At 69.9% G+C, this 13,405-nt stretch carries 14 protein-coding genes; 2 read left to right on the top strand and 12 right to left on the bottom strand.

What is annotated here, in order from left to right; genetic code table 11:
• Positions 1-83: 83 nt before the first annotated feature.
• From ASF88_RS07985 to hrcA, 12 genes are all read right to left on the bottom strand, one after another.
• The gene (locus ASF88_RS07985) at positions 84-1,520 is read right to left on the bottom strand and encodes an ABC transporter permease (protein ID WP_157498253.1); all 1,437 of its coding nucleotides are present in this window, start codon (positions 1,518-1,520) and stop codon (positions 84-86) included.
• Positions 1,517-2,269 (bottom strand): ABC transporter ATP-binding protein, encoded by a 753-nt coding sequence (locus tag ASF88_RS07980; protein WP_055916910.1) that lies wholly within the window; start codon positions 2,267-2,269, stop codon positions 1,517-1,519. Before ASF88_RS07980 ends, ASF88_RS07985 begins: the two co-directional genes overlap by 4 nt.
• A 97-nt stretch (positions 2,270-2,366) precedes the next feature.
• Complete coding sequence (locus ASF88_RS07975) at positions 2,367-3,056, bottom strand: response regulator (protein ID WP_055916174.1); 690 nt, start codon at positions 3,054-3,056, stop codon at positions 2,367-2,369.
• A complete protein-coding gene (locus ASF88_RS07970; protein ID WP_055916172.1) occupies positions 3,053-4,933 on the bottom strand; it encodes a sensor histidine kinase in 1,881 nt (626 codons plus the stop codon). The genes ASF88_RS07975 and ASF88_RS07970 overlap by 4 nt, the downstream gene beginning before the upstream one ends.
• Positions 4,934-5,025: 92 nt before the next feature.
• Complete coding sequence (gene era / locus ASF88_RS07965; RefSeq protein WP_055916169.1) at positions 5,026-5,919, bottom strand: GTPase Era; 894 nt, start codon at positions 5,917-5,919, stop codon at positions 5,026-5,028.
• Positions 5,916-7,283, bottom strand: coding sequence for a hemolysin family protein (locus ASF88_RS07960; RefSeq protein ID WP_055916167.1), 1,368 nt, complete (start codon positions 7,281-7,283; stop codon positions 5,916-5,918). Before ASF88_RS07960 ends, era begins: the two co-directional genes overlap by 4 nt.
• 6 nt (positions 7,284-7,289) lie before the next feature.
• Positions 7,290-7,751, bottom strand: a complete 462-nt coding sequence (gene ybeY, locus ASF88_RS07955; RefSeq protein ID WP_055916166.1) for an rRNA maturation RNase YbeY — start codon at positions 7,749-7,751, stop codon at positions 7,290-7,292.
• On the bottom strand, positions 7,748-8,770 hold the full coding sequence (locus tag ASF88_RS07950) for a PhoH family protein (RefSeq protein WP_235493363.1): 1,023 nt from the start codon (positions 8,768-8,770) through the stop codon (positions 7,748-7,750). The genes ybeY and ASF88_RS07950 overlap by 4 nt, the downstream gene beginning before the upstream one ends.
• Before the next feature lie 88 nt (positions 8,771-8,858).
• Positions 8,859-9,224 (bottom strand): histidine triad nucleotide-binding protein, encoded by a 366-nt coding sequence (locus tag ASF88_RS07945; protein ID WP_055916162.1) that lies wholly within the window; start codon positions 9,222-9,224, stop codon positions 8,859-8,861.
• A gap of 39 nt (positions 9,225-9,263) precedes the next feature.
• Positions 9,264-9,992 (bottom strand): 16S rRNA (uracil(1498)-N(3))-methyltransferase, encoded by a 729-nt coding sequence (locus tag ASF88_RS07940; RefSeq protein ID WP_055916160.1) that lies wholly within the window; start codon positions 9,990-9,992, stop codon positions 9,264-9,266.
• A 16-nt stretch (positions 9,993-10,008) separates the two neighbouring features.
• A complete protein-coding gene (gene dnaJ, locus ASF88_RS07935) occupies positions 10,009-11,124 on the bottom strand; it encodes a molecular chaperone DnaJ (RefSeq protein WP_055916156.1) in 1,116 nt (371 codons plus the stop codon).
• A 48-nt stretch (positions 11,125-11,172) separates the two neighbouring features.
• Complete coding sequence (gene hrcA, locus ASF88_RS07930; protein WP_055916154.1) at positions 11,173-12,189, bottom strand: heat-inducible transcriptional repressor HrcA; 1,017 nt, start codon at positions 12,187-12,189, stop codon at positions 11,173-11,175.
• Positions 12,190-12,417: 228 nt separating this feature from the next.
• On the opposite strand from hrcA, the gene ASF88_RS07925 reads away from it, so the two are divergent.
• Positions 12,418-12,918, top strand: a complete 501-nt coding sequence (locus tag ASF88_RS07925) for a DUF4870 domain-containing protein (protein WP_055916153.1) — start codon at positions 12,418-12,420, stop codon at positions 12,916-12,918.
• Positions 12,919-13,016: 98 nt separating this feature from the next.
• Positions 13,017-13,403 carry a DUF4870 domain-containing protein gene (locus ASF88_RS07920; RefSeq protein ID WP_055916151.1) on the top strand — a complete coding sequence of 129 codons (387 nt, stop codon included), beginning with the start codon at positions 13,017-13,019 and terminating at the stop codon, positions 13,401-13,403.
• Positions 13,404-13,405 lie beyond the last annotated feature (2 nt).

Genomic DNA, 13,405 nt, shown 5'->3' with positions numbered 1-13,405 from the left:
GTCGGGCCGCCGGTCAATCAGTATCGGGCACTCAGCCTGCGGAGAGCTGAGGCTTGATGAGCGTTCAGGAAACTTGGAGGCCGTCAGTCGACCGCCAGCGCCTCCACGGGCGAGACGCGCGTCGCCCTCCGGGTCGGAGCGACGGACGCGCCGACGGCCAGCACGGCCGCGGCGACCACGATCGCACCGATGAACGGCCACGGCACGGCCGGCGCGATCAGTCCCGCCCCCGGCAGCTGCCCGAGCAGCGTCTGGGCGCCGAGCCAGCCGTAGAGCGTGCCCAGCAGCAGCCCGCAGAGCACAGCCGCCACGACGAGCTGCGCGCTCTCGGCGAGGATCATCCTGCGCACCTGCGCCGCGCTCAGTCCGAGCGCGCGCAGCAGTCCCAGCTCTCTGCGCCGCTGGAGCACGGCGAGTGAGAGGCTGTTGACCACTCCGACCGCCGCGATCACCGCCGAGAACCCGACGAGCGCGCTGAAAACGAGCATCGTGACCGTGAGCACACTCTCAGTGCCCTGATAGAGTTCCGGCTCCTTCGCGGCGGCCGCGCGAATGATGACGAGCCAGGTCTGCGTGGCGACGACGAACATGGTGATCAGCGTCACGCCGATGACGAGGCCGATCGCGGTCCGCGAGCTCCGCTCCGGGTTGCGCAGCGCATTCGCCGCGGCCAGCCGGGTGGCGGCGCCCCGGCCGAGCAGTGATCCGATCCCTCGCAGCACTGCGGGCAAGAACAGCGGAGCCGCGACGATCACGCCGGTGAACGACAGCAGACCGCCGAGCATCGCGATCAGCACGCCGTAGCGGCCGAAATCGGCGAGCGTCGCGTCCGCACGGGCGAACAGTCCGAGGCCGAGCGCGAGCCCGAAGCCGAGGAGCGCGGCGCCGGGAACGATCAGCAGCAGGGCGGCCGCGATCCGGCCCCTGCTGCGCAGGCCGCTGGAGGGCCGCTCCTCTGCAGCGCCGAGTGCCTCAACGGGCGCGACGCCGAGCACCCGCCTGCTGCCGATCCAGGAGGCCGACCACGTCGTGAGCACCACGACGACGGGCGGCGCCAGCAGCGACGGCGTGAGCACCGGGTACAGGGTGTCGGGCAGGACGCCCGCCCACACGAACGCGCGGACCGCGACAAAGGCGAGCACGACCGCGATCACGGCACCGGAGGCCGCCCCGATCACGCCGACCGTGAAGCCCTCCCCCGCCACCGATCGACGCTGGGCGCGTGCGGTCGAGCCGAGGAGGCGCAGGAGGGCGATGGTGCGGGTGCGGCCGGCGATGACGGTCGCGAAGGTGTTCGTCGTCACGATGGCGCCCACGAAGACGGCGATCACGAAGAACACCCCGGCGACCAGCGCCAGCGCGAACTGCGCAGAGCCGTGGGCGCCCACCTCCGTGGTGGCGATGTACGCGCCGAGCACGTTCGTGCACGCCAACAGGGCGACGCCGAACGCCGAGCTCAGCGCCGCGACCAGGATGCTCGCGCGGTGATCCCGGGCGTTCGTGCGGAACGCGCGGATCACGCGCGCGCCTCCATGCCCAGCATGAACGCCGAGATCTCCTCGGCGGTCGATCGCTCGCGTTCGGCGATCACGCGCCCGTCGGCGAGGAACACGATCCGATCGGCGTAGCTCGCCGCGACGGGGTCGTGGGTCACCATCGCGATGCTCTGCCCGTGGAGGCGGGAGGCCTCCTGCAGCACGCTCAGCACCTCGCGCCCGGTGCGCGAGTCGAGGTTGCCCGTAGGTTCGTCGGCGAAGATCAGGTCGGGCCGGGTCGCCAGCGCGCGGACGATCGCGACGCGCTGCTGCTGGCCTCCCGAGAGTTCGTGCGGGCGGTGCGTCAGCCTGTCCTTCAAGCCCAGCGACTCGATGAGGCCGTCCGTCCACTCGCGCTGCACGAGCGACGGCCGGCGGCCGTCGATCTCGAACGGGAGCTGGATGTTGGCACGCACATCGAGGGTCGGGACGAGGTTGAACGACTGGAAGACGAAGCCGACGCGACGACGGCGCAGCACGGTCAGTTCCGCGTCGCCCATCGCGCTGATCTCCGTGTCGCCGAGGAACACCCGGCCGCTGGTGACCGTGTCCAGCCCGGCCATGACGTGCATCAGGGTGGACTTGCCCGAACCGCTCGGCCCCATCACCGCGGTGAACCGGCCGGCCGGGATCCCCACTGTGACGTCGTCGAGCGCGATGACCCTGTTCGGGCCGGATCCGTAGGTCTTCGTCGCCGCGTCCACGCGCGCGACCATGGTGGGAGGAGTGTCCATACCTCCACGCTAAGAATCCCTGGACGGGAGCGGATCCGGCTGCAGGGTCATCATGTGTCCGACCACAGGATGATTCGACAGGTGAAACGCGCCGGGTTCAGTCGGCGTCGCCGGCCGTTGGGGTGGTGAGCCCGTGCTCGAACGCGTAGACGACCATCTGCACCCGATCGCGCAGGCCCAGCTTGGAGAGGATCCTGCTGATGTGCGTCTTGACCGTCGCCTCGCTCAGATACTCCGAGCCGGCGATCTCGGAGTTGCTGAGCCCACGTGCCGCGAGCGCGAAGATCTCCCGTTCCCGTCCGGTGAGGGAGGCGAACTCGGCCGGCTCCTGCTTGGCCCGCTGGCTGTCGGAGAAGTACTCGAACAGCTCGCGGGTGGCGCCCGCCGCGATGACGGCGCTCCCGGCGTGCACCGTGCGGATCGCCGCGAGCAGGAACTCCGGTTCGGCGTCCTTGAGCACGAAGCCGCTCGCGCCGCCGCGGATGGCGCGGGCCGCCGCCTCGTCGAGGTCGAAGGTGGTGAGCACGATGATGCGCGCGGGCGTCCGCCCCTCGCGCTCGGCCTCCTCGACGATACGGCTCGTCGCGGCGATACCGTCCATGACCGGCATCCGGATGTCCATGAGCACGACGTCGGGACGCGCTTCGCGTACGAGCGCGACGCCCTCCCGGCCGTCGGAGGCCTCCCCCGCGAACTCGAGGTCGGGCTGCGACCCGATCAGCATCCGGATCCCGGCCCGGAAAAGCGCCTGGTCGTCGACCAGCGCGACCCGGATCGGCGCGCTCACGCGCGCACTCCCGAGACCACGGGCAGGAACGCCTCGACGAGGAACCCGTCGGCCGCGGGACCCGCCGTGAGCGTCCCTCCTGCCAGCACTGCGCGCTCGCGCATGCCGGGGAGGCCGTGCCCGATGCGGGGCAGCGATCCGGTGGTCGTGGGTTCCGTCGGTGCTGATCTCATGCTGTTCCTCACAGTGATGGCGATGCCGGGTGCGCCGTCGGGGCGCCCCGCTTGGGCGAGCACGACGGTGACCGGCCTGCTGGTGTCTCCGTGCCGGAGCGCGTTGGTGAGTGCCTCCTGCACGATGCGGTAGGCGGCGATCTGCTGCGCCGAGCCGAGCCCGTCGAGCTGGCCGCGACGTTCCATGGTCACCGGCAGGCCGGCGGCGCGCACCTGCTCCACGGTGTGGTCGACGTCGGCGAGCGACGGCTGCGGTCCCTCCGGCTGGCTCTGCCGCAGCTCGGCCAGCAGCACCCGCACGTCGACCAGAGCGGAGCGCGCCGTCGCGGCGATGGTCTCCAACGCCGTGTCGACCGCGTCGGGATCGGCGTGGCGCGCGTACCGCGCTCCGTCGGCCTGCGCGATGACCACGGCGAGCGAGTGCGCGACGACGTCGTGCATGTCGCGGGCGATGCGCGTGCGCTCCTGCTCGACGACCACGACCTCCTCGGCGCGGTTGCGGTCGAGCTCGGCGGCGATCTGCGCGTGCCGGGAAGCCCGCGCGTTGCGCCAGGTGCGCACGAGCAGGCCGAGCACCCACGACAGCCCGAGGACGGTGGCGCTCACGACGAACAGGAACGCGAACTGCAGCGCCAGGCCGGTGAGCTGCGTCGACAGCAGGTTGAAATAGCCCTGGCCCAGGGCGGAGGTCAGCGTCAGATAGAGGGAAGCGACCAGCGCGCCGAGTCCGGCCGAGATCAGGCCCGCGTAGCGCACGACCTTGTCGCCGTAGAGCGCCGTCGCGTACAGCACGATCAGCACGGCGACGTCGCTGACGAGGATGTTGTGCCCGGTCGTCATCTGCACGACGGCCGCGAGCCACGCGACGGCCAGGGAGACGGCCGGGGACATCCGCCGCACTGCGACGGCCACCGCGAACACGATCAGCACGAGGAACGTGGACCGGCCGCTGGCGTTCGGCATCAGACTGGAGGCGAAGTCGGTGATCAGGCAGAAGAAGACGTAGGCGACGGCGCCGCCGATGTCGAACGTGAGCTGGCGCCGGGTCAGCCGGCGCACGAGTCCCGGCTCCTCGTCGCCCTCCTTCAGGGGAGCGGCGCCGGACGAGGCGAGCCAGACCAGCACGGAGGGCCTGGCCGCCGGGGACGCACCCGAGGCGGACGCCGACGCCACACGCTGCCGCGCCACCAGGAAGCCGAGCAGCCAGGCGGTGACGAAGACCACCGCCAGCAGCAGGCTCATCATCAAGAGGCCGACGCCCTGGCTGGTGTAGTACCCGCCGATCACCGGCCCGAACTGGGGGAACTTCACGTCACCGCGCACGGTCAGCAGGAAGGCCTCCGCCGGCGCCCAGAGGATCGCCGAGGCGAAGGCGAACCACCGCGAGACCCGGCCTCCGTGCGACGAGATGCCGAAGATCGCGATCACGACGGCCGTGGTGGCGAGGAGGCGGTGCGGCAGCGGCAGCGAACCGCCTTCGGTGAGCTCGGCGATCACCGCGAGCCACGCGATCTCGAGCGCGACGACAGGCAGTACCCGCGACAGCGCGACGGCTGCGCAGTACAGCAGCGCGGCCAGTGCGCCGGCGAGGTCGAATGGGAGGCCGGTCAGCAGCCACAGCCCGAAGAGCACGACGGCGAGAGCGGGCTCGAGCACCCAGCGGTGCGGTGCGAGCGCGCTCAGGAGCCGCGAGCGATCCGACATGCTTCTACGGTACGGGTACGCACCGGTCCGTCCCGCATCCAGCGGGCCTAATCATCCTTCCGATGTACAGGCTGCGCACCCGGCGCGACGACTCAGAATCCCAGGCGGCCGAGCTGCTTCGGATCGCGCTGCCAGTCTTTCGCGACCTTCACCCGGAGCGAGAGGAACACCTTGCGGCCCAGCAGCTTCTCGATCGGCTTCCTGGCCTCCGCACCCACATCGCGGATGCGGGATCCGCCCTTGCCGATGACGATCGCCTTCTGGCTGTCGCGCTCGACGAAAAGGTTGGCGTAGACCTCCACGAGGTCCTTGTCGTCGCGCTCGATGATGTCGTCGATCGTGACAGCCAGCGAGTGCGGGAGCTCGTCCTCGACGCCCTCCAGAACGGCCTCCCTGATGTACTCCGCGATCCGCTCCTCCAGCCCCTCGTCGGTGATCGCGTCCTCGGGGTAAAGAGGACCGGGCGACTCCGGCAGCAGCTTGAGAAGCTCGGTCGTGAGCGTGTCGAGCTGGATGCGGCTGGTGGCGGAGATCGGGATGATCGCCTCCCACTCGCGCAGTGCCGAGACCGCGAGCAGCTGCTCGGCGACCTGCGTCTTGCCCGCGGCGTCGATCTTGGTCACGATCGCGACCTTCTTGGCGTTCGGGTAGTCGTCGAGCTGATCGTTGATGAACCGGTCGCCCGGCCCGACCTTCTCGTCGGCCGGCACGCAGAAGCCGATCACGTCGACGTCGCCGAGGGTGGACTGCACGAGCGTGTTCAGACGCTCGCCGAGCAGCGTGCGCGGCCGGTGGATACCCGGGGTGTCGACCAGCACCAGCTGGCCGCCGCGCTGGTGGACGATGCCGCGGATGGCGCGGCGTGTCGTCTGCGGCTTGGAACTCGTGATCGCGACCTTCTCGCCCACCAGGGCATTGGTGAGCGTCGACTTGCCCACGTTGGGCCGGCCGACGAACGAAACGAATCCGGCATGGTAATCGGTCACCTGCGGGCCTCCTTGTGCTTGATCTGCGCGGTCTTGATCTGCGCAGTCTTGATCTGCGCGGTCTTGCTCTGCGCGGTCTTGCTCTGCAGTTCCTCGGGCTCCGGGAGGAGCGCCGTGTCGCGCTCCACGAGCACCGTGCTCACGTGCTTGTGGCGGCCGTCGATGCGGTCGACCGTGAACCGGAGGCCGTGCACGGCGACCGTCGACCCCACCTCCGGCAGGCGCCCGAGCGCTTTCGCGACCAGGCCGCCGACGCTGTCGACGTCCTCGTCCTCGATCTCGAGGTCGAACAGCTCGCCGAGATCGTCGATCCCCAGCCGGGTCGCGACCCGGTAGCGGCCCTCGCCGAGCTCCTGCACGAGGGCGACCTCGTGGTCGTACTCGTCCGAGATGTCGCCGATGAGCTCTTCGATGAGGTCTTCGAGCGTCACCAGCCCGGCGATCCCGCCGTACTCGTCGACGACCATCGCGAGATGGTTCTTCTCGCGCTGCATCTGGCGCAGCAGGGCGTCGGCCTTCTGCGACTCGGGGACGAACAGCGCCGGCCGTGCCAGCTCTCCCACGGTCAGGGTGTCGGAGCCGAGCGCGCTCTCGAAGCTGAGCTTGGCGACGTCCTTGAGGTAGAGCACGCCGGCGACGTCGTCGGGGTCGCCGTCGATGACCGGGATCCGCGAGACACCGGTCGAGAAGAACAGGCCCATCGCCGTGCCGAGGCCGGCCGAGATGTCCACCGTGATCATGTCGGTGCGCGGCACCATCACCTCGCGCACGACCGTGTCGCTGAACTCGAAGATCGAGTGGATGAGCTCGCGGTCGTCCTCCTCGAGCACGTCGAACTCGGCCGCCTCGTCGACGATGCTGAGCAGCTGCTCCTCGCTCGTCACCGGCGCCGAACGCGCCCGCGACGGGGTCACCCGGTTGCCGAGCGCGACCAGACCACCGGGGATCGGGCCGAGGATCACCCGGATGCCGCGCACGAGCGGCGCCGTCAGCCGCAGCAGCAGGGTCGAGTTCGCCCTCCCGACACTGCGCGGGCTCACACCGACCAGCACGAAGGACACCCCGGTCATGATGGCGGCCGACAGGATCAGCGAGATCCACCACTCCTCGAAGATCTGCTCGAACGCGAGCGTCACCAGCACCGCTGCGGTGGTCTCGGCGATGATCCGGCTGAAGTTGATCGCGTTGAAGTACGGGCCGGGGTCTTCGGCGATCGCCGCGAGCGACTTCTTGGCGCGAGAGGTCTCGGCGAGGTCGGCGATGTCGCCGCGCGACTGCACGGCGAGTGCCGAATCGACCGCGGCCATCAGACCGCCGAACGCCACCAGCACGAAGGCGACGACGAAGAACAGGGTCGCGAGCATAGGCGCCTAGCGCTGTCGGTCGTAGCGCGAGAACCCCACGAGGATGTCGCGCTGGATGCCGAACATCTCGCGCTCCTCGGCGGGCTCGGCGTGGTCGAAGCCCAGCAGGTGGAGGATGCCGTGCGTCGTGAGCAGCAGCAGCTCGTCCATCAGCGAATGGCCCGCCGTCTCCGCCTGCACCTGCGCCACCTGCGGGCACAGCACGACGTCGCCGAGCAGCCCGGCGGGCGCCGGCTCCTCCTCGGTTCCGGGGCGCAACTCGTCCATCGGGAAGCTCAGCACATCGGTGGGTCCCGGCTCGTCCATCCACTGCACGTGCAGCTGCTCCATGGCCGCCTCGTCCACCAGCACGATCGCCAGCTCGGCGTCCGGGTGCACGTGCATGATGTCGAGCGCGTAGCCGGCGAGGCGCTGGAGGGCGGACTCGTCCACCTCGACGGACGACTCGTTGTTGATCTCGATGCTCATCGTGCGGGGCCCTGTCGTTTCGGGAGGTGGTCGCGAGGCGTGCCGGCGCGGCGCTCGGCGCGGTTGGCGAACTCGCGCGCCTCGTCGCGCTCGTACTGCCGGGCCTGTTGGCGGGCGTCGTACTCGGTGTACGCGTCGACGATGCGGCCGACGAGGCTGTGACGCACCACGTCTTCACTGGTCAGCCGCGAGAAGTGGATGTCGTCGATCTCCTTCAGCACGCGCGTGACCAGCCGGAGGCCGCTCGCCGCATTGGGCAGGTCGATCTGGGTGATGTCGCCCGTGACGACCATCTTGGAGTTGAACCCGAGACGCGTCAGGAACATCTTCATCTGCTCCGGCGTCGTGTTCTGCGCCTCGTCGAGGATGATGAAGGAGTCGTTGAGCGTGCGGCCGCGCATGTACGCGAGCGGTGCGACCTCGATGGTGCCGGCGGCGAGGAGCTTGGGCACGAGGTCGGGGTCGAGCATCTCGTTCAGCGCGTCGTAGAGCGGCCGGAGGTAGGGGTCGATCTTGTCGGTCAGGGTGCCGGGGAGATAGCCCAGCCGCTCGCCGGCCTCCACTGCGGGGCGGGTCAGGATGATCCGGCTCACCTCTTTGCGCTGGAGGGCCTGCACGGCCTTCGCCATCGCGAGGTAGGTCTTGCCCGTACCGGCGGGCCCGATGCCGAAGACGATCGTGTTGTGGTCGATCGCGTCGACGTACTGGCTCTGGCCGAGGGTCTTCGGCCGGATGCTCTTGCCGCGTGCCGTCAGGATGGCCTGGCTCAGCACGTCGGACGGGCTGAGGTTCAGGTCGCTGCGCATCATCCGCGCCGAGCTCGCGACCTCCGCCGGGCCGAGGTCTTGGCCGTTGCGCACCATCTGCAGCAGCTCGTCGAGCAGCGCCCGCGCCGCCGCGACCTGGGTCGGGTCGCCGGTCAGGCTGATCTCGTTGCCGCGCACGTGCACGTCGACCAGCGGGTACTGGCGCTCCAGCGTGGTCAGCAGGCGGTCCTGCGGTCCGAGCAGTCGGACCATCTGGATTCCGTCGACGCTCAGTCGCGCCTCGGCCGAGCCGCTCGGGGCTCCAGGGCCCGACGCATCCGCGGGCGGGGTCGGCGTCGGTTCACTCGTCGCCAAGGCTTCCTTCCTCGAGCCCGCCCTCGGGCGAGCCCAGAATGTGGGCGTGCACGTGGAACACGGTCTGTCCCGCGCCCGCACCGGTGTTGAAGATCAGTCGGAAATCGCCGTCGGCGTGCTCGTCGGCGAGCTGCTTGGCGGTCGCCACCAGCTCCGCGAGCAGAGCGGGGTCGCCCGCGGCCAGCTCCACGACGTCGCGGTACCGCTCGGTCTTGGGCACCACGAGGAGGTGCACCGGCGCCTTCGGCGCGATGTCGCGGAACGCGATGATCCGCTCGCTGTCGAACACGACGTCGGCCGGGATCTCGCCCGCGATGATGCGCGAGAAGATCGAACGCTCCCCTGTCTCCATGTCATCCATCCTATTCGTCGGGCCGACAGTCGTCGCGGGTCACCAGCGCCCGAGCGCCGCGTTCAGCACGGCCAGCGCCGCGGGACCCGCCGTGGAGGTGCGCAGCACCGTGTCGCCGAGCCGCACGATCTCCCCGCCGGCCGCGCGGAAGGCCTCGAGCTCCTGCGGGGCGATCCCGCCCTCCGGACCCACCACGAGCGCCAGCGGGCGCCCGTCCGGCCGCACCGACGTCAGCGCCTCCGTGGCACCCGGCTCGAGCACCAGCAGCCGGTGGGTGGCGGCCAGGGCCGCCACCTGCTTCGTGGACGAAAGCTCGCCGACCTCCGGGGTCCACGCCCGGATGGACTGCTTGCTCGCCTCGCGGACGATCGACGCCCAGCGGTCGCGGCTCTTGGCCACCTTCGGCCCCTCCCACCGCGAGACCGAGCGGGAGGCCGACCACGGCACCACCGCGTCCACACCGAGCTCGGTGGCCGCCTGCACCGCGAGCTCGTCGCGGTCGCCCTTGGCGAGCGCCTGCACCAGCGTGATCACCGGCTCGGCACGCGGAACGCGCTCCACGACCTCCACGTCGATGGTGAGCTCACTGTTCGTGGCGACCAGCACCTCGCCCGAGGCGACGAGCCCGCGGCCGTTGCCGATCAGCACGCTCTCGCCCGGGCGGGTGCGGTTCACGGTCGAGGCGTGCTTGGCCTCCGCGCCGGTCAGGGTGAGCCGCGCGCCGACCTCCACCTCGGCGAGGTCTTCGCGCAGATACAGAGAGCTCATCGGTCGCGCCGCGCGGTCAGAGGTTGAGGAACCGGTCGCGGAGCTTCGCGAACAGCCCCTGCTGGAACCGCGCGAGCGACGGCTCTGCGCTGTGGTGGGTCGCCGCGAACTTCTTGATCAGCTCCTTCTCTTTGTGGTCGAGCTTGGTGGGCGTGACCACCTGGATGCCGACCCGCAGGTCGCCGCGGCCGCTGCCGCGCAGGTGCGTGATGCCGCGGTCTTTCACCGAGACGATGTCTGCGCTCTGCGTTCCGGGCTTCAGCTCGAGGCGGATGTCGCCGTCGAGCGCCTTCACGGTCGCGGTGGTGCCGAGGATGGCGTCGGCCATCGACACCTCCAGCGTGCACAGGAGGTCGTCGCCGTCGCGGCTGAAGACATCGTGGTGCTTCACCTTGATCTCGAGGTAGAGGTCGCCGTTCGGGCCGCCGGCGGGGCCGGCCTCGCCCGAGCCGGGCATCTGCAGGCGCAGGCCCGTCTCGACGCCGGCGGGGATGTCGACGGGGACCGTGCGGCGGGCGCGGACGCGGCCCTGGCCCTGGCAGGTCACGCACGGCGTGGCGATGACCGTTCCGTAGCCGCGGCAGCTGCCGCACGGGCTGGAGGTCATCACGTTGCCGAGCAGCGAGCGCACGGAGCGCTGGATGCTGCCGGTGCCGTGGCAGATGTCGCAGGTCACCGGCGCGGTGCCGGGCTGGCAGCACGATCCGTTGCAGGTCTCGCAGACCACGGCCGTGTCGACCTCCAGGTCGCGGTGCGTGCCGAAGACGACCTCGTCGAGGTCGACCTCCACGCGCAGCAGGGCGTCCTGGCCGCGCTCACGCCTCGACCGCGGGCCGCGGGTGGCCCCGCCGCCTCCGCCGAAGAACGTCTCGAAGATGTCGCCGAAGCCGGCGAAGTCGCCCGGGCCTCCCGCGCCGCCGAAACCGGTGGATCCGCCGAGGTCGTACTGCTGCCGCTGCTGCGGGTCGCTCAGCACGTCGTAGGCGTGCGTGACGAGCTTGAAGCGCTCCTGCGCCTCACTGCTCGGGTTGACGTCGGGGTGCAGCTCGCGCGCGAGCCGGCGGTACGCCTTCTTGATCTCGTCGGGGGTGGCGTTGCGGTCAACGCCGAGTACTTCGTAGTGGTCGGCCAAAGTAAGGCTGTTCCTTCTGTTCGTCGCGTCGTGTTCGTCAGGTTGGTGTCAGTCGCCGAGGAGGCGGGAGAGGTAGCGAGCCACGGCGCGAACCGCGGCCATGTTGCCCGAGTAGTCCATGCGGAGCGGGCCGAGGAGGCCGACCCGCGCCAGGTCGGAGCCGGAGCTGTAGGTGCTCGACATCACGGAGGTCTCCGTCAGCCCGATGACCGGGTTCTCACGCCCGATGCTCACGGCGACGCCGTGCTGGTCGAGCGCCATCTCGTCGAAGAGCCGCAGCAGGACCACCTGCTCCTCGATGGCCTCCAGCACGGGGGTGATAGAGCCGGGGAAGTCGGTCTCGGTGCGCGCCAGGTTGGCCGCCCCCGCCATCACCAGCTTGTCCTGCCGGTTGGCGGCGATCTGGTCGCGCAGCGCTCCGGCGACGGGGGCGACGAGCGTGCGGGTGCGCTCGGTGAGGTGGTCGGGCAGCTGCCGCAGACGCTCGGCGGCGTCGGCGAGCGACAGCCCGGCCGCCGCACCGTTGATAGCGCCGCGGATCTCCGCGATCTCGGTGTCGTCGAGCTCCTCCGTCAGCTCGATCACGCGCTGCTCGACCGCGCCCGAGTCGGTGATGAGCACGCTGAGCAGCCGGCGCTCGGCGAGCGAGACCAACTCGATGTGGCGGATCTTCGAACGAGCCACCGACGGGTACTGCACGAGCGCGACCTGGTTCGTCAGCTGCGACAGCAGCCGCACCGTGCGCGAGAGCACGTCGTCGACGTCGACGGACTGGCCGAGGAACGTCTCGATCGCGGTGCGCTGCGCCGGGGACAGCGGGCGCGCCTCCGCGAGGTGGTCGACGAACAGCCGATAGCCCTTGTCGGTCGGCACGCGACCGGAGGAGGTGTGCGGAGCGGCGATCAGCTGCTCCTCCTCGAGGAGCGCCATGTCGTTGCGGATCGTCGCAGCGGACACGCCGAACGAGTGCCGCTCCACGATGCTCTTGGAGCCGACGGGCTCCCGGGAGGCGACATAGTCCTGCACGATGACGCGGAGCACTTCGAGACTGCGTTCCGAGACCACGCCAACCGCCTCCTGTCGTCGCTGGGGCTCGAGGTTCGAGCGTACGGATCGAGCACGGGAGGACCCCCGGGCGGGCTGGCACTCGGAGATCCTGAGTGCTAATCATATCGCGTCCCCGACAGAGAACGGGCACTGCGCGACACCGATGATTTACGGCGCGCCCGCGCGGTTGTACTGTTTGCGCACCGGCTCGGAATAGGCCGCAGCCGACCACGAAAGGGTTTCCTCATGACAGACCCGACCCAGCCTCCCGCCGACGGCGACAGCGGACTCCCGCCGCAGCAGCCGTACGGCGCCCCCGCCGGCCAACCCGCCGGCCAGCCCGCCGGTGGCGTGCCTCCGGAGCAGGCGTACTCCTCCGCCCCGGCCGCTCCCCTCGACCCCGCCCAGGACAAGCAGTGGGCCTCCTTCGCCCACCTCGGCGGGATCCTCTGGTTCCTCCCGTCCCTCATCATCTGGCTCGTCTTCAAGGACCGCGGGAGGCTGACCGACCAGGAGGCCAAGGAGGCGCTCAACTGGCAGATCACCTGGATCGCCGCGTGGGTCGTGTCCCAGATCCTCGGGATCATCATCGGCACGTTCACCTTCGGGATCGGCTACCTGCTCTTCAGCCTGCTCATCCCGTGGGCGCTGTACATCGTGAACCTGGTGTTCTCGATCCTCGGCTTCGTGAAGGTGAACAGCGGTGGCAGCTACCGCTACCCGGTGAACTTCCGGTTCATCAAATAGTCGACAGAATCGGGTAAAGGCTCTCGGCTGCTTCTCAGGATCGGCCTCCGACCCCTAGGCTGAGACGCGTCATTCACCCCATTGGAGGAGACAACACCATGTCCGCAACGCCCCCACCCCCGCCGCCGCCGCAGCAGCCGTACGGAGGCCAGCAGCCGGCGCTCAGTGCCGCCGACGAGAAGCTCTGGGCAACCCTCATCCACATCGGTGGCATCCTGTTCAGCTTCATCCCGTCGCTGGTCGGCTATCTCGTGCTGAAGGACCGCGGCCCGTTCATCCGTGCGCACACCGCGACCGCGCTCAACTTCCAGATCACGCTGGCGATCGCCTACGTCGTCGGATTGATCCTGAGCATCGTCGGGATCGGCTTCATCATCCTGCTCGCTGTGTGGGTGCTCAACATCGTGTTCAGCATCATCGCGGCCATCAAGGCGAACCAGGGACAGTTCTACACGTACCCGATCGCCATCAAGTTCGTGAGCTGAGC

The sequence above is a fragment of the Leifsonia sp. Leaf336 genome, assembly GCF_001423695.1.
In the GTDB taxonomy this organism is placed as follows: domain Bacteria; phylum Actinomycetota; class Actinomycetes; order Actinomycetales; family Microbacteriaceae; genus Leifsonia.
The sequence above is the reverse complement of the archived record's forward strand: the minus strand, read 5'-3'. Positions and strand labels throughout refer to the sequence as shown.